Annotated in this window: 23 protein-coding genes and 1 pseudogene; 9 read left to right on the forward strand and 15 right to left on the reverse strand. The window is 59.2% G+C overall.

The genetic code is table 11. The features are described from left to right. Positions 1-160: 160 nt before the first annotated feature. Both LDN84_RS06995 and LDN84_RS07000 read right to left on the reverse strand, forming a co-directional pair. Positions 161-487 (reverse strand): thioredoxin family protein, encoded by a 327-nt coding sequence (locus LDN84_RS06995; protein ID WP_223910343.1) that lies wholly within the window; start codon positions 485-487, stop codon positions 161-163. A gap of 111 nt (positions 488-598) precedes the next feature. Next, the gene (locus LDN84_RS07000; protein WP_223910346.1) at positions 599-1,021 is read right to left on the reverse strand and encodes a hypothetical protein; all 423 of its coding nucleotides are present in this window, start codon (positions 1,019-1,021) and stop codon (positions 599-601) included. A 66-nt stretch (positions 1,022-1,087) separates the two neighbouring features. On the opposite strand from LDN84_RS07000, the gene LDN84_RS07005 reads away from it, so the two are divergent. Both LDN84_RS07005 and LDN84_RS07010 read left to right on the forward strand, forming a co-directional pair. Beyond that, positions 1,088-1,975 (forward strand): helix-turn-helix domain-containing protein, encoded by an 888-nt coding sequence (locus tag LDN84_RS07005; protein ID WP_223910349.1) that lies wholly within the window; start codon positions 1,088-1,090, stop codon positions 1,973-1,975. Continuing rightward, positions 1,972-2,124 (forward strand): hypothetical protein, encoded by a 153-nt coding sequence (locus LDN84_RS07010; RefSeq protein WP_223910353.1) that lies wholly within the window; start codon positions 1,972-1,974, stop codon positions 2,122-2,124. Before LDN84_RS07005 ends, LDN84_RS07010 begins: the two co-directional genes overlap by 4 nt. Before the next feature lie 55 nt (positions 2,125-2,179). Here LDN84_RS07010 and LDN84_RS07015 read toward each other — a convergent pair whose 3' ends face one another. Then, the gene (locus LDN84_RS07015) at positions 2,180-3,046 is read right to left on the reverse strand and encodes a sterol desaturase family protein (RefSeq protein ID WP_223910355.1); all 867 of its coding nucleotides are present in this window, start codon (positions 3,044-3,046) and stop codon (positions 2,180-2,182) included. Positions 3,047-3,166: 120 nt separating this feature from the next. Between LDN84_RS07015 and LDN84_RS07020 the strand changes: the two genes are divergently transcribed. Next, entirely contained in the window at positions 3,167-3,751 is a 585-nt protein-coding gene (locus tag LDN84_RS07020) for a TetR/AcrR family transcriptional regulator (protein WP_223910358.1), read from the forward strand. An 18-nt stretch (positions 3,752-3,769) separates the two neighbouring features. Here LDN84_RS07020 and LDN84_RS07025 read toward each other — a convergent pair whose 3' ends face one another. Then, positions 3,770-4,249, reverse strand: coding sequence for a hypothetical protein (locus LDN84_RS07025; protein ID WP_223910362.1), 480 nt, complete (start codon positions 4,247-4,249; stop codon positions 3,770-3,772). A 98-nt stretch (positions 4,250-4,347) separates the two neighbouring features. Here LDN84_RS07025 and LDN84_RS07030 point away from each other — a divergent pair, with 98 nt between their 5' ends. Continuing rightward, the gene (locus tag LDN84_RS07030; protein WP_223910365.1) at positions 4,348-4,581 is read left to right on the forward strand and encodes a hypothetical protein; all 234 of its coding nucleotides are present in this window, start codon (positions 4,348-4,350) and stop codon (positions 4,579-4,581) included. 19 nt (positions 4,582-4,600) lie between these two features. On the opposite strand, the gene LDN84_RS07035 is transcribed toward LDN84_RS07030, so the two are convergent. Next, complete coding sequence (locus tag LDN84_RS07035; protein WP_223910368.1) at positions 4,601-5,446, reverse strand: DMT family transporter; 846 nt, start codon at positions 5,444-5,446, stop codon at positions 4,601-4,603. A gap of 182 nt (positions 5,447-5,628) precedes the next feature. Here LDN84_RS07035 and LDN84_RS07040 point away from each other — a divergent pair, with 182 nt between their 5' ends. From LDN84_RS07040 to LDN84_RS07055, 4 genes and pseudogenes are all read left to right on the forward strand, one after another. Then, positions 5,629-6,297 (forward strand): glutathione S-transferase, encoded by a 669-nt coding sequence (locus LDN84_RS07040; protein ID WP_223910370.1) that lies wholly within the window; start codon positions 5,629-5,631, stop codon positions 6,295-6,297. 151 nt (positions 6,298-6,448) lie between these two features. Beyond that, positions 6,449-6,970: pseudogene (locus LDN84_RS07045) on the forward strand (MetQ/NlpA family ABC transporter substrate-binding protein); the annotation flags it as partial. Positions 6,971-7,136: 166 nt separating this feature from the next. After that, entirely contained in the window at positions 7,137-7,586 is a 450-nt protein-coding gene (locus LDN84_RS07050) for a hypothetical protein (protein ID WP_223910373.1), read from the forward strand. A gap of 38 nt (positions 7,587-7,624) precedes the next feature. After that, positions 7,625-8,575, forward strand: a complete 951-nt coding sequence (locus tag LDN84_RS07055; protein ID WP_223910377.1) for a tetratricopeptide repeat protein — start codon at positions 7,625-7,627, stop codon at positions 8,573-8,575. An 87-nt stretch (positions 8,576-8,662) separates the two neighbouring features. Here the strand turns inward: LDN84_RS07055 and pal are convergent, their stop codons facing one another. The 6 genes from pal to LDN84_RS07085 form a co-directional block, all read right to left on the reverse strand. After that, positions 8,663-9,217 carry a peptidoglycan-associated lipoprotein Pal gene (pal, locus tag LDN84_RS07060; protein ID WP_223910380.1) on the reverse strand — a complete coding sequence of 185 codons (555 nt, stop codon included), beginning with the start codon at positions 9,215-9,217 and terminating at the stop codon, positions 8,663-8,665. Between the two features lie 250 nt (positions 9,218-9,467). Next, the gene (locus tag LDN84_RS07065) at positions 9,468-9,983 is read right to left on the reverse strand and encodes a diheme cytochrome c (RefSeq protein ID WP_223910382.1); all 516 of its coding nucleotides are present in this window, start codon (positions 9,981-9,983) and stop codon (positions 9,468-9,470) included. Between the two features lie 68 nt (positions 9,984-10,051). Continuing rightward, positions 10,052-11,623, reverse strand: a complete 1,572-nt coding sequence (locus LDN84_RS07070) for a DHA2 family efflux MFS transporter permease subunit (RefSeq protein WP_223910385.1) — start codon at positions 11,621-11,623, stop codon at positions 10,052-10,054. Between the two features lie 26 nt (positions 11,624-11,649). Then, positions 11,650-12,906 (reverse strand): HlyD family secretion protein, encoded by a 1,257-nt coding sequence (locus tag LDN84_RS07075; RefSeq protein ID WP_223910388.1) that lies wholly within the window; start codon positions 12,904-12,906, stop codon positions 11,650-11,652. 99 nt (positions 12,907-13,005) lie between these two features. Continuing rightward, complete coding sequence (locus LDN84_RS07080) at positions 13,006-14,454, reverse strand: efflux transporter outer membrane subunit (RefSeq protein WP_223910391.1); 1,449 nt, start codon at positions 14,452-14,454, stop codon at positions 13,006-13,008. After that, positions 14,444-14,959: a MarR family winged helix-turn-helix transcriptional regulator gene (locus tag LDN84_RS07085; RefSeq protein ID WP_223910394.1), complete on the reverse strand. Its 516-nt coding sequence runs from the start codon at positions 14,957-14,959 to the stop codon at positions 14,444-14,446. Before LDN84_RS07085 ends, LDN84_RS07080 begins: the two co-directional genes overlap by 11 nt. Before the next feature lie 59 nt (positions 14,960-15,018). Here LDN84_RS07085 and LDN84_RS07090 point away from each other — a divergent pair, with 59 nt between their 5' ends. Next, on the forward strand, positions 15,019-15,360 hold the full coding sequence (locus LDN84_RS07090; RefSeq protein ID WP_317134831.1) for a hypothetical protein: 342 nt from the start codon (positions 15,019-15,021) through the stop codon (positions 15,358-15,360). A gap of 17 nt (positions 15,361-15,377) precedes the next feature. Here the strand turns inward: LDN84_RS07090 and LDN84_RS07095 are convergent, their stop codons facing one another. From LDN84_RS07095 to LDN84_RS07110, 4 genes are read right to left on the reverse strand one after another with little or no spacing between them, the layout of a single operon-like run. Beyond that, positions 15,378-16,136 (reverse strand): amino acid ABC transporter ATP-binding protein, encoded by a 759-nt coding sequence (locus LDN84_RS07095; RefSeq protein ID WP_223910397.1) that lies wholly within the window; start codon positions 16,134-16,136, stop codon positions 15,378-15,380. Positions 16,137-16,139: 3 nt separating this feature from the next. Next, positions 16,140-16,784, reverse strand: coding sequence for an amino acid ABC transporter permease (locus tag LDN84_RS07100; RefSeq protein WP_223910399.1), 645 nt, complete (start codon positions 16,782-16,784; stop codon positions 16,140-16,142). Between the two features lie 11 nt (positions 16,785-16,795). Next, on the reverse strand, positions 16,796-17,458 hold the full coding sequence (locus LDN84_RS07105; RefSeq protein WP_223910403.1) for an amino acid ABC transporter permease: 663 nt from the start codon (positions 17,456-17,458) through the stop codon (positions 16,796-16,798). 34 nt (positions 17,459-17,492) lie between these two features. Continuing rightward, a complete protein-coding gene (locus LDN84_RS07110) occupies positions 17,493-18,290 on the reverse strand; it encodes a transporter substrate-binding domain-containing protein (RefSeq protein ID WP_223910406.1) in 798 nt (265 codons plus the stop codon). Between the last annotated feature and the right edge of the window lie 72 nt (positions 18,291-18,362).

Below are 18,362 nucleotides of genomic sequence, written 5' to 3' on the forward strand. Positions count from 1 at the left end.
TGCACCTGAACTAGGACATGCCATCCCCCTAGTCGGAAGCGGGTTGTGGGGAAAAGACTAGCGGAAGCACCAAATAATAAGCTCCAAAGCTGGCATTGGTAAGTGACTGCAGTTGGCCCAAAGCTGCGCCCGTCAACCAACAGCCCCTCCCTCAGCGCCATCACGCAGCACTCAATGCAGCTGCAATGTCGGCTGTTTGGGTGGGGCGCACCAGGCGTGCGACTTCCTGTCCGTCACGCAGTAGCACCAGTGTGGGCCAGAGCTTGACGCGAAAGCTCCGCCCAAGCGCGCGACCAGGTCCGTCTTCAACCCGGATGTGACGCCACTGCGCGTGTTGTGACAGCGCCTCAGTCATCGCGGGTTGAGCCGCACGACAATGGCCGCACCAGCTCGTGCCGAATTCGAGCAGGGTCAAGCCTGGCAGGGCATCAACTTCGGCACGCGCCGGGGCTTCGATTTCGCTGAGGTAGGGTTTGGATGAACTCATGACCGGATTGTGTCTCACCAGAAAAGTCAACGCTGGCAGGCCAGCGCCTGCCATCCCAGTGATCGCCTCCAGAACCCGTGCGCCGCGCGCCGTCACAGGCCCATTTTTCCCTCAGGCAAGAAGCGTCAAGCCGATAGCCAAAGCCACCAACAGGGCAAGTAAAACGACCGCGCCGAGCTTGTGCTGTAAGGAATCAAGGCGGTCAAAGTGTTCCCAATTGCCTCCGTGCGCGGCCTTGGCACGGGCAAACACCAAGCCAACGCACACTGCATTGGTCAGCACTGCCAGCAAGCCAAAAGCCACTTTGGTGTAAAGCCAATGGCTTGGCGCTGCCTGCGCCAGCAGCATGCCCCCCGTCACAAGCACGGCGGCAAACGCGGGGATTTCGACCCACGCATCCACCCGCTTGTGCAGGTTGGCCAGAAGCAGTTCATGCGCACGCCCCTGGCCAAGCAAAGCACGCTCAAACAAGGCCTCGGTTAAAACACAACCTAGCCACAGCCCAATGAATAAGAGATGAAGAATGAGTAACATGATCGGGACTGTGCCAGACAAAATTCGGAAGGTCTTGAACTTTTCCGACATGGCTACACTGCCCCCATGCAGTGGGACAACAGACTGATCAAGGAACGACACGGGTGCGGTGCGCCCACAAGCGCAGCCCTGTGGGCCCCGCATGGCGAGCTGGCAACGTGTGTGCGCGCCTACGTGACCCGCAGCACGCTGGCTGCAAAACTTGGTGAGCTTGATCGGCTGAATTATTTTCCGGCAGCCCCCACCTGCGCCATCACCTGGTTCATGCAGGGGGACTATGCACACATGGACCTGGTTGGCAAGCTCATCCACCATGATTTGCCCCGGCCCGTGATGTTCACCGGGCCGCATACACAACCCACCGTCAGCGCCAATCCTGGCGAAGTGGACGTGTTCATCTTGCTGATCCTCCCAGACGCTTTGCACGCCTTGACGGGACTTGACATTGCTGCGCTGGTGGACCGCTACTGCGCCCCCGTGGATGTGCTGGATGCGGACTGGCTGTTGATGGTCAATGCTGTTTTACATGCTGTGAACAACGCTGACCGTATTCAGATCATTGAAGATTTTCTGCTGCCACGTTGGCGGGCGCTCGGGCAGGAAAGGGTATCCACAGGAAGTGCTTTTCAGCATTGGGCACACGTGGTGGCAAGCCGTGCTGAGATGCATGCGCAAGGGCGAAGCGAGCGACAGATTGACCGCCGCATCAAAGACTGGACAGGATTGCCCCTTCGGCAATTGCGCTGCATGGGGCGTGCCGAAAGCACCTTGCTTCAGGCTCGCGCCGCCTTGGCAGCAGATCAGTTGAAGTGGGCCGATATTGCCGCAACGATGGGCTTTTCTGATCAAGCCCACCTGAGCCGCGAGTTTCGCCGCATCACGGGCTTGAGCCCTTGTGAATTGAAGGATTTATTCACGCATGAGAGCCATTGGATGTACCAGATCTGGGCTTGAACCAGTTTGAAAACGAAACCGTCGATGGCTTCAACATCCTGCCGCCGGTGCTGCCTGGCAGCCTGGGCCACTTTATTGATCTGGTGATCCCGGAGCTCACAAACCCTCACCGTCAATGCCTCTCAGATGGCGGAACATTGACCGTTTGACCACTCGACCAATGAAATTGAAGGGCTGCCATGTGCCTCTCAAATACGGAGGACGCTATCTGAACGGAATGCTGAGAATTTTTCCCCATTGCAAGTCTTGCGGGTAACTTTCGCGGTCAACAACACCGAGCTTTTCAGGTGCTGAACTTGGCAAACAATAGGTGCCAAAGAGCTGGTCCCAGATGGAAACCGTGGCGGCATAGTTTTTGGCTTCGTCCATGTTGGCACTGTGATGAAAGCGGTGGAGCTCCGTGCCCATGAACAATCGGTTCAGCCATCCCGCCCGCGAGTCAACGTTGAAGTGCGACACCAAGCCCTGAAACCCGTTGAATACCGATGCCGCGAAGACCGCCTCAGGCGAGAAACCGAACAAGATGACTGGAATCATCAAGATCACCCGGACGTACGCGGTGTTGATCGGGTGCCCCACGGCATGCATGAAGACGTAGACCTCACCCGGCAGATGGTGGATGGCGTGGGTCTTCCACAGCCAGCGCCCGAACCATCCCGTGCCTTCGTGGCTATAGCGATGAACCCAGTACCAAAGAAAGTCCGACAACAGCAAGGCACAGACCGCCTCGGCTTGCCATGGAAGAGCTAATTTGTGGAGAGGTAGCCCGCCGTGCCTCTGGGCGAGCCAGGTAACGGTATAAGTGGTGGCAGCGATGGTCGCACCGTTGACGACAAGCATCGGCAGGTCGCGGTGAAGGAACGACTTCTTGGTCATACCCCACTCGCGTCGCATAGGCGTGATGCGCTCCAAGGCAAGCATGGCAGAGATCAGCACCAGCAGGTAGAGTGGATAGGCCTTGCCGAGCGGCCCAAGCCAGCCATGGATATCTGCATGGATGAATGCCAGCGTGCCGACAAGAGCAAGCGGATAAAAAAGGTAGGCCCTCCATTGGGCGCGGGGTTCGATCATGGACTAAGCTCCTGTAGTGGACATGTGTCCATGATCGCCAGACGCCCCGCTAAGCAGAAGTGCGACGACCAAGGCGATGTCCCATAACAGACACGCGAGCGCATTTTGTCCAGGAACCCCATGACTGACACCAAAACCGAACTTGACCGCCGAGTCCTCAAAACCAAAGCCGCACTTCGCGACGCAATGCTCTCGCTCATGGCACCCAAGGGTTGGGACGAAATGACCATCCAAGAGATTTGCGACGCGGCAAATGTGGGGCGTTCAACCTTCTATGTTCACTATCGGAGCAAGGACGATCTCTTGTCGGAAGGAATGAACGATTTGCGCGACATGCTTGCGGGGCAAGCCACGAAGTTGGCTGAACCGGGTTTGCATTTCCTGACCGGATTGTTGGCACACATGGCTGAACAGCGGGAAGTCTTCAAAGCGGCCATTGGGCGCAGAAGCGGACATGGGGTCGTGCGCCGCTTTAAGGAGATGGTGTTCCAGTTGGTAGAGATCGAGCTCAAAAGGCGGCATCATCCTGCGGCAAAAAGCCCTTGGGTTGCGCGGTTCGTGGCGGGTGGGATTGTGGACGCGATGGCATGGTGGGTGGATGCTCCCAAACCGCCCTCGATCAAAGTTATGGAGCGTGAGTTGGATCAACTCGCCCAAGCGGCTCTGGAGACAGGCCATCGTCGTCTTCAGTCCATTGCGGATTGACTGAATATGGGTTTGACATCAAAGCTTCAGCTTTCCGGACCACTCATGCCGGGGCGGTGACCACCCCCCCCACAGCCCCAGCAATCTACCTGCGGTACGGATTGCCCGGCGCACGGTCAAACTGGTTGGGAATGACGTCGCGGTCAAGGTCGCCGTTGGGCCATAAGGGTGTGATGGATACCACTGATGGCGGGGGCCACCTGACTCGTAGACGTTGGCGAAGCCCTCGCGCTCGTGATTGCCGTAAGGGCCGCGGTGTTGCCAGTGCGGCCCTTCATAGCGGCGGCCTTCGTCATAGCGCTCATAGCGGCTGGGCATCGGTCGATAGATCTGCCGGGGTTGCTCATACACCGGTGCCGGTTGCACATAAACGCCCGGCACCTGTACGCCCACAGAAAAGTTCACATCGCTGCGGGCCTGCGCCGATGAAGCTGCCGCAAAAGCACCCAGGGTGAGCGCGATGGCGGCAAGTGTTGGGGTGGCAATAAGACGTTTCATCAAAAACTCCTTGGGTTGGTATGGCGTGCATCTTGCGCGCCGGTGTCTGAACGTACGCTGAACCGATTCAAGAAAGTTTTGAGCCGCATGGCGTTCAAGTGCCCGGCAGCGCATCCCGCGAAATGTTCATGGGTTGGATGAGCCAATACGCCACCTCTGACGTATCTGGTGAGGTTTCAAAATTTCTGACCCCCGAAACTCAAGCCCTGTTCCGCAAAGGCTCGGTTTCTACCGAGCGGCACACCGTCAAAGCCAGCTCTGATCAGCAACCGTTCATCGGTCTCAACGAACACCTGCGCTTGATAGCGGCCAAACGGGGCTGCACCCAGTAGCCTTCAACCGCGCGAGCCACTATTTTGGAATAGTGCGTCCAAGAATGACCATGGTGATGCCACCCAACACGGCGATGGATGCAAGGATGAGCCGCTGTGTGATGACTTCATCGAGAAACAGCGCGCCACCCAGTGCCGCAATCACCGGGACACTGAGTTGAACCGTCGCTGCGTTGGTGGCGCGTAACCCCGGCAAGGCGCTGTACCACACGGCGTACCCGATGCCTGAGGCGATGGCACCGGACGTGATGGCATAACCCATGCCGACCCAATCCAGTGAATGTCGCGACACCATCAGGAGGCTGAGTACGGCAACAAAGGGTAAGGAGCGGATGAAATTACCCGCCGTACTGGACGTGGCGTTGCTGCTACTGCGACCCCGAAGGGAATAAACACCCCAAGCGATGCCAGCAAAAATCATCAACAGTGCGCCATCAAGCGGTGGTGCGGATAACCCTGGCAGCAACAAACCGATGAGTCCGGCACAGGCCAGCAGCAGCCCAAGAGATTGGACCGAGCCGAACCGTTCTCCCCGCCAAAGGCCATAGCCAATCATGGTGGTCTGCACGGCTCCGAATAGCAGCAAGGCCCCAGTGGCGGCAGACAGGGTCATGTACGCAAAAGAAAATCCTGCTGCATAGGCAAAAAGTGCAAAGGCAGAGGGCCAATTGCCGTGTTTCCCAACGGTGCCACCACGCAGCCTTACGATCAGCCAAAGCACGATGGCACCTGAAGCCAGTCGAATCAACGTGAAACTTGCAGCATCAATGTGGGCGGCTCGCAGTGCCAAGCGGCACAGCAATGAGTTGGCTGCAAATGCCAGCATGGCCACCACCGTCAGAAAGACAAGTTTCGATTTGGCCATGAGCATCAGTCTTTGGAAATTGGTTAGAGGTTGATCGTTTGGTGGCTGTTTCCGTGTCCGTGGTGGGCATGGTCAGCGTGAATTTGTGCCTTGGATAATACGCAAACGATGGCCGATTGCATCGGCGCGAAAACCCGGATTGATGTTTCCGACAATCCGGCTATAACTCACCGGCTCATCACATGACAGTGCCTTTACTCTTCACCTACCGCCGCTGTCCCTACGCCATGCGCGCTCGAATGGCCCTGTTGGTATCGGGCACCGCCTTTGACGGTTATGAAATCGTGTTGAGGGATAAGCCTGCAGAAATGCTGGCCCTGTCGCCCAAAGGGACTGTTCCTGTTTTAAAGCTTCCAGATGGGACTGTGCTTGAGCAGAGCTTGGACATCGTTCGGTGGGCGTTGGCACCTGATGACCCTGATGGCTGGTGGAGCAGGGCGCAATCGGCTGACAACCTGGCATTGCTTGCAACCAATGATGGTGCGTTCAAACATCATCTTGACAGGTACAAATACCCGGAGCGATTCGGTGGGTCTGACCGCTTGGCCCAGAGGGAACTCGCGATGACCCTGCAGCTTCGTCCCTTGGAGGCGCGATTGCAAGCTCACCCCTATTTGGGTGGGGACCTGCCGTGTGCGACAGATATTGCAGTCTTCCCATTTGTTCGCCAATTTGCGGCGGTCGACCCAGACTGGTTTGCGCAACAGGCCCTGCCGGTAACGCAAGCATGGTTGGCGCGCTGGCTGGGCAGCCCACTGTTTGAAGCCTGCATGTTCAAGATGCCAATTCAGAGGGTTTCGCCTTACCCCTGTTTTGTTGCGCCAGGCCCGATGCCATCGGTGGGCCACTAACCGTCTCCTGGTCGGTGCATTCAGACGGGGCCGCAGAAGTCTGAACGCACGCTGAACCGATTCACGAAAGTTTTGAGCAGCCTGGCGCTCAAGTGCTCGGCAGCTCAATGTCGATTGGCCACCCTCGGCTTATCTGTTTTGCTCATAAGCCAAAGACCGTGGCTACAAGCTGGTGAACGTGGGCTACACCGTCAACTTTCCCATCGGCCTGTATTCCAAGAAGGTCAAAAGCCTGGCTGAACTTAAAGAGGGGGCCAAGTTCGGCATCCCCAATGACCCGACCAACGGTGGCCGTGTGCTGCTGGTGCTGCAAGACAAGGGGCTGATCAAACTCAAGCCCGAAGCGGGTCTGAAAGCTACGCCGCTGGATGTGATCGACAACCCGAAGAAGCTCAAATTTGTCGAGCTGGATGCAGCCCAGCTGCCACGCTCGCTGGACGACCTGGATGCCTCGGCCATCAACACCAACTACGCCCTGTCAGCGGGCCTGAGCCCGGCCAAGGATGCCATCGCCCAGGAAAGCGCCAAGAGCCCGTATGTGAACCTGATCGCCGTGCGTGAGCAGGATCAGGACAAGCCCTGGGTGGCCAAGCTGGTCAAGGCCTACCACTCCGAAGAAATCCGCCAGTTCATCCAGAGCCAGTTCAAGGGGGCGGTGATTGCGGGGTTCTGAGCCGTTGATGGCGGTGCTGCTGTGGCGCAGGTGATTCACTGTGTGGTTAAGTCTCATCTAAGTATCCCTTTGCACAATGACAACTCACCAACACGGATAGGCCCGTCATGCAACGCCAAACCCGGCAGCACAACGGCCTGATCCATCTTGCAAAGGAGAAAGCGACATGAATTCGACCCCTGCTTTCGATGTGATGACCAGTGAGGAACTTCAGCAGAATGCGATGCAGCTTACCGTGCCACAGCTCGTCGGACAGGTCTACGAGGCGGCACCTGTGGAGGAGCGAGGTCACATCCTTGAACACTTGTTGCGTCCGCTTGGCGTGCTCGCGCTGGTGGTTGTGGCTGACGGCGTGTTTGCACAGATGCGGTTTCGCGGTGGCTGGCCAGATTGGCATGTCCGGCTTGAAGACGCACAGAACGTGCAGGCTGGTGACGTGATCACTCTGGTTGATTATGTGCAGCAGGTGAGTGTGCATGCGGTGGATGGCCTGGCACAGGTTCTTGCCGCGACACCTCTCATGGCCACTTCGGCTGCAGCCGCTTTGCTCATGACCCTCCTGGTGCAGCGTGCCAGAAACCGCCGCGCAGATGATGTGGGCACCATGCCCGTGTGAATCAGCAAACCCCGTCCATTCATCCAAAGGTGATCGCCATGCCGTTTCAGTTCATCCTTCAACAAGCACTCAAGTGGCTGCTGGTGGCCGCATTTTTCAGCAATGGGCTGGTGATGGCCCAATCTGAGCCAACGCTTGCCCAGGTGTATGCCGCTGCCCAATCCGGTCAATTGGATCAAGCGCAGCGGATGATTCAGCAAGTTCTGATGGCACATCCACAAAGTGCCAAAGCCTATTTTGTTCAAAGCGAGCTTGAGGCGCGCCAGGCCCATTGGGCCAAGGCGCGCACCGCCTTGGCAACTGCCGAGAAACTGGCTCCAGGCCTGCCCTTTGCAAAAGCGCAAGCGGTTCAAGCCTTGCGCACGCAACTGGCAGGCGCAGGTGCACCCGTGACGGTCAGCGGTGGCATGCCCTATTCTTCTGCGACCAGTCCAGGCGGGTATGCCGCACCTGCAGGGCCCGCTTCCTCCCCGCTTGCATGGGTCTTGCCACTGTTGCTGGCTGGTGGTGTGATCGGCCTGGGTTATGTGCTGTTTCGCAAAAAGCAGCCGGAGCCGTTTGCACAGCAAACCGGATTCACCAGCCCGAATGGGCTGCATGGCCCGCAGATTTTTGGCTCCAGCGCAGCAGCGCCTTATGCCCAACCCGCCTATTCAGCTCAGGGTGGTATGAGTGGCGCACAGACCTTTGGCATGGGCAGCGGCGGCGCTGTGATGCCAACCCCCAGTGGTTTGGGTGGCCGGGTGATGGGTGGTCTGGCAACCGGTTTGGCGGTTGGTGCCGGTGTCATGGCGGCGGAAGCGATTGGCCGCAATCTCATGGGTAGCCACACGCAGGCGGCAAGCCCGGTTGAAAACCTGATTCCGAACGATTTCTTGCCACTGGACAACAACCCCGACATGGGCGGTGCCGATTTTGGTATCAACGACACCAGCTCATGGGACAGTGGCAGCGGTGACGCAGGCGGCACCAGCGACTGGGACGTTTGACCCCCATTCAAACCAGCAAACAAAAGGGCTACCAGGAAAACCTGGTAGCCCTTTGTGATTCAAGCCGACTGTGCGACGCTGGTTGGATTATTTGGCGGGGTAGGCCAGATCGGCACGCCGATTTTGTGCATAGGCGGCTTCGTTATTGCCCAGGGCTTTGGGCTTTTCCTTGCCAAAGCTGACGGCTTCCATTTGAGACTCTTTGGCGCCAAAAACCGTGAGTGCCTTTTGCACCGCTTCAGCCCGTTTTTGTCCCAAAGCCAGGTTGTATTCAGAACCGCCCCGTTCATCGGTATTGCCTTCAATCTTGATGGACACCTCGGGGTGTGTTGCCAGGTAACGGCCATGCATTTCGACCAGTTTGTCTGCTTCGGGCTTGACCACGTATTTGTCAAAATCAAAGTAAACACTGCGCTCTTTGTACAGCGGGTTGGCGGGATCAAGGTAGGCGGCCAGTGGAGTGGCCACTACCACGGAAGGTGCCGTGGGTTGGCTGGCTGCCTGGCTGCTTTGTACAGGGGCCGGGCTGACAGGGGCTGTGCTTGTTGGGGCGGGTGTTGTCAACGGGGTGCTGCTGCAAGCTGCCAATAAAACGGCGGCTAATACAGCGAGTGACAACGGGGCTTGTTGGCGAATGGTCATTCAAATACTCCAGGTTTCAAAAATACTGACAGGCGAAATCTTAACGCGGTAATGTACCCCCAGGCTCATCCACATGGCTTTTTTGGTTGTGGCGCGGCATGCCGAGCCGTTGAGTTGCTACGATTTTTCACCAAAGTACGTCTCCAGATGGTAGGGAAGAGTTCGTGGCGTGTGGGTTGGTAGCAGCGGGTTGGGGGCATCCGCAAGGGGTGCTATGGCCGGTTGGGCTAACGATGATCCGCTGAACACATTAACGTGGGATGCGCACCTCATCTTCGTCAAAGATCCACTGCTCGGCACGTTGATGACAGGCCGCACAGTTGGATGCGCTGTGAACGGATGGCCGGCTCCAGACGCTGGCCGGTATTTCACCCGAGCGGTGTTGATGCAAAAACCAGCTTGACTTGGTGATCCGGTTTTGCGCGGGCAGACCGCCGTCATTGCCGCCGTTGGCCGTTAACCATTGCGTGATTTCACGCGTGTCTGCCATGGACAGGGAGGCATCATTACCAAAGTGTTTGTTCAGCGAGCCCATCAGGTTTTGCCATGACGCAGCGGGCAAAAACTGAGCGGGGTAGGCGATGTGGCATGAAGCGCACTCTTTTTTGTACTTCTGCACGGCGGCCATCTGTGTGTTGGTCGCATGGGCTGCACCTTTAAAAAAGCCCAAAAATCCCCGGCTGTTGTCTTCGGCCTGTGCGTGTGTTGCCACCAGTGCTGTGGTCAGCAGCGTGGTGGCAAGAATGAAGTTCAGTGAACGGGGCATGGATTCGACTTTTGAATGCTGTGTGAACCGTGGCGATTTTTCTCCCGCAGACTTAGGTGAAACTTAAATTAATGCGCACCGGATGCGGCACCACCCGCAGCACGATGTGCCCGAACACTGCGCGTGAGGTACACCAGCGGAATCATGGCCAGAAAGATCACCGCCGAGGCAAAAAAGATGTCATTGGCCGCCAGCATGTAGGCTTGCTGGTTGGCCAGACGATCCACCATGGCCAGGGATTGCTGTGGGGACAGACCCGCTGCCGCCAGCCCCGACAAGGTGCTGTTGGCGGCTTGGCTGCCCTGGTTGACATATTCACTGAGCTGTGCGTGGTGCATGGCGGCACGGTCTTGCCACAGCGTGGTGGCAATCGAGGTGCCAAACGAGCCTGCCGTGATGCGCACAAAGTTCGACAAGCCCGATGCCGCCGGAATCCGGTCAGGCGACAGGCCCGAGAGTGTGATGGTCATCAGCGGGATAAAGAAAAACGCCATCGCCACCCCCTGGATCAGCGTCGGGATCATGATGGTGCCAAAGTCGGCCTGGGTGTTGAAGTTGGAGCGCATCCACAGCACCAGCCCGAACACCATGAAGGCAAAAGCGGCAAAATGCCGTGGGTCAAATTTGGCGATGTTTTTGCCCACCACGGGCGACAGAATCAGCGCCATCATCCCCACCGGGGCCAGCACCATACCGGCTTGTGTGGAGGTGTAACCCATGTACTGCTGCAACCACAATGGCAGCAGCACCACATTGCCAAAAAACAGGCCGTAACCCACTGACAGCGATAGCACACCGGCCCAGAAGTTGCGCCGCGTGAACAGCGTCAGATCCACCACCGGGTGTTCTTCGGTCAGCTCCCAGATCAGAAACGCTGCCAGGCCCACCGCGGCCACCACCGCCAGAGCAATCACCTCGGGGGAGTGAAACCAGTCCAGCTCCGGCCCCTTGTCGAGCATGATTTGCAGTGAGCCCACCCACAGCACCAGCAGCGCCAGACCAACCGAGTCAATTGGCAGCTTCTTGATCTGGCTTTCACGCTTGTGGAAGATGCTCCAGGTGATGAACGCAGCCCCCAAGCCCACCGGAATGTTGATGAAAAAGATCCACGGCCAGGAAATGTTGTCGGTGATCCAGCCCCCCAGCAGTGGCCCCAGCACCGGCGCAATCAAGGTGGTCATCGACCACAGCGCCATCGCCACCCCGGCCAAGGCCGGCGGGTAGCTGGAAAGCAGCAGCGCTTGCGACAGTGGAATCATCGGCCCGGCCACCAGCCCTTGCAGTACCCGGAAGATGATCAGCGTGGTCATGTTGGGGGCCAGTCCACACAGCCAGGAGGTGATGACAAACAGCGTCACACTCATTACAAACAGCCGAACTTGGCCAAAACGTTGTGATAACCAGCCGGTCAACGGCACGGCGATGGCGTTGGCCACACCAAAACTGGTGATGACCCAGGTGCCTTGGTTGGGGCTGACACCCAGATCACCAGCAATTGCCGGCAGCGACACGTTGGCAATCGAGGTGTCCAGCACATTCATGAAGGTGGCCGCTGACAGGGCCAGCGTGCCCCATAAGCGAGCCGAGCCAGACAGCGGTGGCGGGTGGCGGTAACCTGCGGCGGGGGTGGAGTGAGACATGGGCGGCGTGTGGTGGTTGCGAGTGCTCAGAGCTTGGTGTGTGCTTTGCCGTCGGCTTGCCCCAGATTGGCCGCAATCACGCGCTGCACGATGGCATTCGCCGCATCGTCAGAAGGGCTTGCCGGGGTGGCAGGGGGCGGCAGGCGTGGCGCATCGGCCAGGGCCGGGCCATCGGTTTTGCTCACATCCACCTCGGCCGTCATCGACAAACCGACGCGCAGCGGGTGTTCGCTGAGTTGCCGGGCATCCAGCGCCACGCGCACCGGCACACGTTGCACCACCTTGATCCAGTTGCCGGTGGCGTTTTGCGCCGGCAGCAGGGCGAAGGCGGCCCCTGTGCCCGCGCCCAGTCCGCTCACCGTGCCGGTGTAGCGCACTTTTTTGCCATATTGGTCGGCGACCAGCGTCACCGGCTGGCCAATGCGGATGTCGCGCAACTGCACTTCCTTGAAGTTGGCTTCGACCCAAAGCTGGTTCAGCGCAATCACCGACATCAGCGGTGCACCCGCCGCCACGCGCTGGCCGAGCTGCACCGTGCGTTTGGCCACGTAGCCATCCACCGGGGCCAGCAAGCTGGTGCGCTGGGTGGCCAGATAGGCCTCGCGCAGGCGGGCTGCGGCCAGTTGCACGCTGGGCTGCAACTCCACGCGCAGGCCCTCGGTCAGTGTCTGGTTGCTGGCCAGTTGGTCACGTACCGCAACCACACCGGCCTGAGCCGCATGCAGCAGGCTCTGGGCGCTATCAACTTGTTGTTGGGCATGGTTCAGCTCTTCCTGTGACACGGCAGCGCTGGCGCTGAGGGACTGGCGCCGGGTCAGGTCATCAGTGGCACGGGCCAGCTCGATGCGGGCTTTGGCCACATCGGCCTCGCGCAGGGCGATTTGGGCGCTCAGGGTGGTGTTGTTGGCGTAGAGCGTGCGCGCCTGGCGCACCGCCTGGGCCAGTGCGGCTTCGGCCTGGTCGAGCGCCACCCGGGCATCGGCTGGGTCGAGCTGTACCAGCGGCTCGCCCGCTTTGACAAAGTCGGTGTCGCTGGCCAGGATGCGGGTCACCGTGCCACCTATTTGCGGGGTGATCTGGATCACGTCGCCTTGCACGTAGGCGTTGTCGGTGTCCTCGAAATGGCTGGCCACCAGGTATTCATAGGTGGCCCAGCCCAGACCTGCCAGCACCACCACGGTGGCCAGTACGGTCAGCGCTTTTTTTCGCATCCGAGGGTTGGATGTTGGCGCAGCGGCGGGTTTGGCCGTGCCTTCAGAGGAAGAGTTTGGGGATGTGCTCATGGTGTCAAATCTGTGGGTTGGCTCAAAAGTTATAGGGAAATAATGCCTCTAGTGCTTATGAATAAAGCGCTGGTAGCTATGTATTTTGTAGTTCGTTCATCACGGGGGAAAAGCTTCGGTCAGGGTGAAACCACCGCCCAGGGCACGCGCCAGCGCCACCTGGTTTTGCCAGGCGCGGGTGTTCAGTTCAGCACCCAGGCGGCGCTGTTCCAGCACCGCTGTCTGGGCGCTGAGCACTTGCAGCGCGTTGAACAAGCCCGCAAGCTGGCGTTGTTGTGCCACTGCCAAAGCATCCTCGGCGGCCTGGGCGGTTTGGGCCTGCTGCGCTTGCTGCGCGGCAATGGCTTGGCCGCTGCTGAGCTGATCCAGCGCGTCGTGTACGGCGTTGACGACGGCTGTGTTGTAGCTTTCCACGGCGGCATCGCGCTCGGCGGTTTGGCGGCCCAGGTTGGCGCGCAAGCGGCCACTGTCAAACAGGGGCAGGCTCAGGGCTGGGCCGCCACCCCATTGCTGACTACCGGCGCTCAGCAGTTGATCCAGCCCAATGCTGGAGAAACCGGCAAACGCCGTCAGGTTCAGGTCGGGGTAGAACTGCGCGCGGGCATGGCTGATGCCACTGTCAGCGGCCTGCACACGCCAGCGGGCAGCCGCCACATCGGCCCGCTGGGCCAGCAGATTGGTGCTGAGGGTGGAGGGTAATGCTATTTTTTTAATAGCTGTTTGCGCATTGTATATAAGCGCTAGAGGCTTATTTTGCTCATTAACCAGTGCGGCCAGTGCGTTGTGTGTCAGGGCCAGTTGCTCGTCGATGCGGGCCAGTTGCAGGCGCGCCTCGGGCAAACTGCCTTGGGTCTGGCGCAGTGTCAGCGGGGTGTCCAGGCCTGCGTCATGGCGGGCTTGCACCAGGGCCAGGGTTTGCTCACGCTGTGTCAGTACCTGATGGGCCACCGCACGTTGCTCATTCAACCCAACCCAGGCCAGGTAGGTTTGGGCCACCTGGGCACTCAGCCACACGCGGGCGGCTTGGGCATCGGCCTGGGCAGCGCGCTCGGTGCCCAGGGCTGCTTGCAATGCGGCCTGGTTTTTGCCAAAAAAGTCCAGCTCCCAACTGGCTGCCAGCTGAACCGTGCCACTGTCTTTTTCGCTGCCAGCCAGCGGTGGTGGTACGGCACCGTTGGCGGTGTAGCGCTGGTGCGTGAGGTTGGCTTGCGCGCTCAGTTGCGGGCCGCTGAGGGCATCGGTGCTGCGTGTGGCCGCTTGCGCGGCAGTCAGCCGGGCTTGCGCCAGTTTCAGGCTGGGGCTGGCCTGCAGTGCCTGGGCTTCGAGCTGGTTGAGGGTGTCGTCATCAAAGGCGCGCCACCACTGAGTATCCAGTGTTGCAGAGGTGTTGGTGGCGGGCGCGGCCAGCCCCAGCTGGGGGGCTTGTAGCAGTGTGGACTGTGTGGTGATGCCGGAGAAGTCGGCGCAGCCGCTCAAGGTGCTCAGGGTGAGCAACGCCAGGGTTGGGGCCAAGCGGCTGGTGCGGGATCGGTTGAAGTCAGTTGTCATGGAGATCCTTCGGCTCACGCAGGAGTTGGGCGGTGTGGAGTATGCGGCCCAGCAGGCTTTGCAGGGTGCGCCATTCCTCGACAGAAAACCCGGCTAAATAGGTGTTTTGCACCCGGCTGAGTACCGCCGGAATTTGCTCGGCAGCGGCTGTGCCCGCCGGGGTGAGTTCAATGTGGACCACGCGCCGGTCATCCACCGAGCGAACCCGCTGGCACAGTTGTTTGGTTTCCAGACGATCCAGCAGGCGTGTCATGGAGCCCGCATCCAGTTCGGATTCGCGAGCCAGTTCGGCGACGGTGCTGCCGCAGCCCAGGTGCAGTTTCAGCAAGGGCACCCATTGGGCGTTGGTCAGGCCCAGGGGCTCCATCTCGCGCTCGACTTCGCGCGCGATGTGGTTCACGATGCGTCGCATCATGTAGCCCACGCTCTGCGCGGGTTGGTAATTCTGGGCCGTGTAGAAGCACGGGCTGTCGCTGGGGAGGGGGGATGAGTTGTTGGGTTTCACGTCATGAATGTACTTGCTTGATCAATAATTGTCATGGCAATGATTGGTATGACAATGTTATGAGTAGGGTTAAACAGGCGGTGTGGTGGCGCTGGCTGATCCGGTTCTGGGTGTTGTGTGCCCAGGCCTGCCGAGTGAGAGAATGTTCACCGCCAATGAACAATCTCAACAATTTTGAATCCCTCGGGCTGGTTTTACCCAGTCCCGCTTACCTCTTGGGGGCCATTTTGTTTGGTCTCGTGGGTTACGTGGCCTTCAGGTACGGCAGGCGTAGCGAAAACCCGCCTCTGACCTGGGCAGGAGTTGCCCTGATGGCCTACCCCTATGCCGTTTCACAAACCTGGTTGCTTTGGGTGATCGGGGCCGCGTTGTGTGGCTGGGTGTACCTGAAATGGCGCTGAGGGCCAGCGGGTTGAACTCAGTCACGCAAAGCTGATAGAAACTGCTTAAGTTCGGGTGTTTGGGGGTGATTAAACATCTCGTCCGGCGTGCCCGCCTCATGAATCAGGCCCTGGTGCATGAACACCACCCGGTCACTCACCTTGCGGGCAAAGGCCATCTCATGCGTGACCAGAATCAGCGTCATGCCCTCATTGGCCAGCATCTCCACCACCTGCAGCACCTCGCCGACCAGCTCCGGGTCGAGCGCCGAGGTGATCTCGTCGCACAGCAGCACTGTGGGGTCCATCGCCAGCGCACGGGCAATCGCCACGCGCTGCTGCTGCCCGCCAGAGAGCTGGTCGGGCATACGGTCAAACAAATGCCCCAGCCCAACCCGATCCAGCAAGGCCTGGGCGCGGGCCTTGGCCTCGTTCTTGGGGGCTTCCTTGACCAGGGTCGGGGCCAGCATCACATTGCGCCCGGCGCTCAGGTGCGGGAACAGGTTGAAGCTCTGGAAGATCATGCCCACTTGCTGGCGCAGCTCGCGCATGGCGTTGGCATCTTTGTGTCGCAAGGCTTGGCCGTCCACCGTGAGCGTGCCACGCTCAAAGGTCTCCAGACCGTTGATGCAGCGTAACAGCGTGCTCTTGCCCGAGCCACTTTTGCCGATGATGCAGACCACTTCCTTGCGGCCCACCTGCAAGTCAATGCCCTTGAGTACCTCGGTAGCGCCAAAACTCTTGTGCAGGCCGCGAATGTCAACCAGTGCAAACGGGGGATTTTGTGTTGTGGTCATAAATCAAGCCAAACGGCGGTTTTCCAGCCGCTGGCTCCACCATGACAGCGGGTAGCACAGGGCAAAGTACAAAAGACCTACAAAGGTGTAGGCCAGAAAGGGTTGGTAGGTGGCGTTGGAGATCATCTGCCCGGCCTTGGTCAGCTCAACAAAACCAATGACGGAGGCCAGCGCCGTGCCCTTGATGATCTGCACCAGAAAGCCCACCGTGGGCGCAATCCCCACGCGCAAGGCTTGCGGCAAGATCACATAACGCATCTGCTGTGCATAGCTCAGCGCCAGGCTGGTCGAGGCTTCCCACTGGCCTTTGGGAATGGCGTTGACACAGCCACGCCAGATTTCGGTCAGATAGGCGCTGGCATACAGCGTGAGGCAGATGGCCGCTGCCACCAGCGGTGAGGTGTCCATGCCCAGCAGCGCCAGTCCAAAGTACACCAAAAAAAGTTGCATCAGCAGTGGTGTGCCCTGAAAGATTTGCACATACCAGGCCACCGCCGTGTCCACGCCGCGTAGCTTGGTGAAACGCAGCAACAACAAACCCATGCCGACCAGGCCGCCGCCGATAAAGGCGATCAAGGAGAGGGCTACCGTCCAGCGCACGGCACCCAGCAGAAAGGTGAAGATGTCCCAGAGAGAAAACTGAACCATGATGGCCTTTGTTATCGGCTGGAAAAGATGAAGCGTGGCCCCACCCAGTACAGCAATTGCCGCAGCGCAATGGCCAGCAGCAGGTAGATGCCGGTCACGATGATGTAAGACTCAAAACTGCGGAAAGTGCGGCTGGAGATCAAATTGGCCGCCTGCGACAGCTCTTCGGCTGAAATCTGCCCACACACTGCCGAGCCCAGCATGACGATGATGATCTGGCTGACCAGCGCCGGCCAGATGCGTGCCAGTGCTGGCGGCAGCACCACGCGAGAGAAGGTTTGCCACGGTGTCAGCGCCAGGCTCATGGCTGCCTCCAATTGCCCCTTGGGTGTGGCCTGCAGCCCGGCCCGCACAATCTCGCAGGCATAGGCTCCCAGGTTCAACACCATGGCCAGCACACTGGCCATTTCCACCGACAGGCGCAGCCCCAGCGAGGGCAGGCCAAAGAAGATAAAAAACAACTGAATGATGAACGGCGTGTTGCGCACCAGCTCCACATAGCCGCCCACCACCCGCTTGAGCATTGGCCCGCCATGCAGCCGGGCCCAGGCGCAGGCCGTGCCCAGCAACGAGCCAAACACGGCAGAAAAGGCCGTCAGCAGCACAGTCAAGCCCAGCCCACGCAAGAGCATGGGCCACTGTTCCAGCACGGTGACAAAGTTGAATTCAATCATGGTGGTTCAGGCGTAGTGCGTAACCTGTCGTGACTTATTCAGGCAGCACGCCGGTACCACGGCCCAGCCATTTTTGCGAGTATTTTTCCAAGGTGCCATCGGCCTTGGCCGCCAGCAGGATTTCGTTGACCTTCTTCATCAGCTCGGTTTCACCCTTGCGCACGCCGATGAAGTTGGGCGAGTCTTTCAGCAGCAGCTTGTATTCGGCCTGGGCTTGCGGGTTTTTCTGCACGGCGGCAGCGGCCACTGCTGCACCGGTGGCCACCAGTTGGGTTTGCTGCGAGATGAAGGCGGCAATGGTGGTGGCATCGTCTTCAAAGCGCTGGATTTTCAGCGTAGGCGGGGCCACTTTTTGCAGCACGTCGTCCTGAATCGTGCCGCGTGTCACGGCAATGGTTTTGCCCGCCAGGTCGTCAAAGCTCTTGATGGCGAGCGCCTTGGGGCCAAACACCGCCTGGAAGAAGGGCGCGTAGGCTACGGTGAAGTCAATCACTTTCTCGCGCTCGGGGTTCTTGCCCAGGGCCGAGACGATCAGGTCGATTTTTTTGGTTTGCAGGTAGGGAATGCGGTTGGGGGTGCTCACTGGCACAAAGTCGGCCTTCACGCCCAGCTTGTCGGCAATCAGTTGCGCGGTGGCCACATCCACCCCGGTGAGTTTGAAGTCCGGGCCCATGTAGCCGTAGGGCGGAAAGTCAGAGGCCACGCCCAGCGCGATCGACTTCTTGGCCAGGATTGATGTCAGCGAATCATCCGCTGCATGGGCCGGTGTGGCTACGGACAACACAGCACTGGTCAACACACCAGCCAAGGTAGAAAGCAATTTGAATTTCATGGAAGGTTCCTGTTTGAAGAAGTGGGACACCTCACCCGTTTCGCAAGATGTGTGCCACCTGTTGTATCTGGT

It is taken from the genome of Rhodoferax lithotrophicus (assembly GCF_019973615.1).
GTDB lineage: Bacteria > Pseudomonadota > Gammaproteobacteria > Burkholderiales > Burkholderiaceae_C > Rhodoferax > Rhodoferax lithotrophicus.

What these genes read in the sequence shown, in the direction of transcription:
- LDN84_RS07000 (WP_223910346.1), bottom strand. Translation starts at nt 1,021, where the DNA reads ATGTTACTCATTCTTCATCTCTTATTCATTGGGCTGTGGCTAGGTTGT.
- LDN84_RS07110 (WP_223910406.1), bottom strand. Translation starts at nt 18,290, where the DNA reads ATGAAATTCAAATTGCTTTCTACCTTGGCTGGTGTGTTGACCAGTGCT.
- LDN84_RS07095 (WP_223910397.1), bottom strand. Translation starts at nt 16,136, where the DNA reads ATGACCACAACACAAAATCCCCCGTTTGCACTGGTTGACATTCGCGGC.
- LDN84_RS07005 (WP_223910349.1), top strand. Translation starts at nt 1,088, where the DNA reads ATGCAGTGGGACAACAGACTGATCAAGGAACGACACGGGTGCGGTGCG.
- LDN84_RS07070 (WP_223910385.1), bottom strand. Translation starts at nt 11,623, where the DNA reads ATGTCTCACTCCACCCCCGCCGCAGGTTACCGCCACCCGCCACCGCTG.
- LDN84_RS07055 (WP_223910377.1), top strand. Translation starts at nt 7,625, where the DNA reads ATGCCGTTTCAGTTCATCCTTCAACAAGCACTCAAGTGGCTGCTGGTG.
- LDN84_RS07040 (WP_223910370.1), top strand. Translation starts at nt 5,629, where the DNA reads ATGACAGTGCCTTTACTCTTCACCTACCGCCGCTGTCCCTACGCCATG.
- LDN84_RS07065 (WP_223910382.1), bottom strand. Translation starts at nt 9,983, where the DNA reads ATGCCCCGTTCACTGAACTTCATTCTTGCCACCACGCTGCTGACCACA.
- LDN84_RS07015 (WP_223910355.1), bottom strand. Translation starts at nt 3,046, where the DNA reads ATGATCGAACCCCGCGCCCAATGGAGGGCCTACCTTTTTTATCCGCTT.
- LDN84_RS07100 (WP_223910399.1), bottom strand. Translation starts at nt 16,784, where the DNA reads ATGGTTCAGTTTTCTCTCTGGGACATCTTCACCTTTCTGCTGGGTGCC.
- pal (WP_223910380.1), bottom strand. Translation starts at nt 9,217, where the DNA reads ATGACCATTCGCCAACAAGCCCCGTTGTCACTCGCTGTATTAGCCGCC.
- LDN84_RS07090 (WP_317134831.1), top strand. Translation starts at nt 15,019, where the DNA reads ATGAGTAGGGTTAAACAGGCGGTGTGGTGGCGCTGGCTGATCCGGTTC.
- LDN84_RS07050 (WP_223910373.1), top strand. Translation starts at nt 7,137, where the DNA reads ATGAATTCGACCCCTGCTTTCGATGTGATGACCAGTGAGGAACTTCAG.
- LDN84_RS07020 (WP_223910358.1), top strand. Translation starts at nt 3,167, where the DNA reads ATGACTGACACCAAAACCGAACTTGACCGCCGAGTCCTCAAAACCAAA.
- LDN84_RS06995 (WP_223910343.1), bottom strand. Translation starts at nt 487, where the DNA reads ATGAGTTCATCCAAACCCTACCTCAGCGAAATCGAAGCCCCGGCGCGT.
- LDN84_RS07105 (WP_223910403.1), bottom strand. Translation starts at nt 17,458, where the DNA reads ATGATTGAATTCAACTTTGTCACCGTGCTGGAACAGTGGCCCATGCTC.
- LDN84_RS07025 (WP_223910362.1), bottom strand. Translation starts at nt 4,249, where the DNA reads ATGAAACGTCTTATTGCCACCCCAACACTTGCCGCCATCGCGCTCACC.
- LDN84_RS07080 (WP_223910391.1), bottom strand. Translation starts at nt 14,454, where the DNA reads ATGACAACTGACTTCAACCGATCCCGCACCAGCCGCTTGGCCCCAACC.
- LDN84_RS07035 (WP_223910368.1), bottom strand. Translation starts at nt 5,446, where the DNA reads ATGGCCAAATCGAAACTTGTCTTTCTGACGGTGGTGGCCATGCTGGCA.
- LDN84_RS07075 (WP_223910388.1), bottom strand. Translation starts at nt 12,906, where the DNA reads ATGAGCACATCCCCAAACTCTTCCTCTGAAGGCACGGCCAAACCCGCC.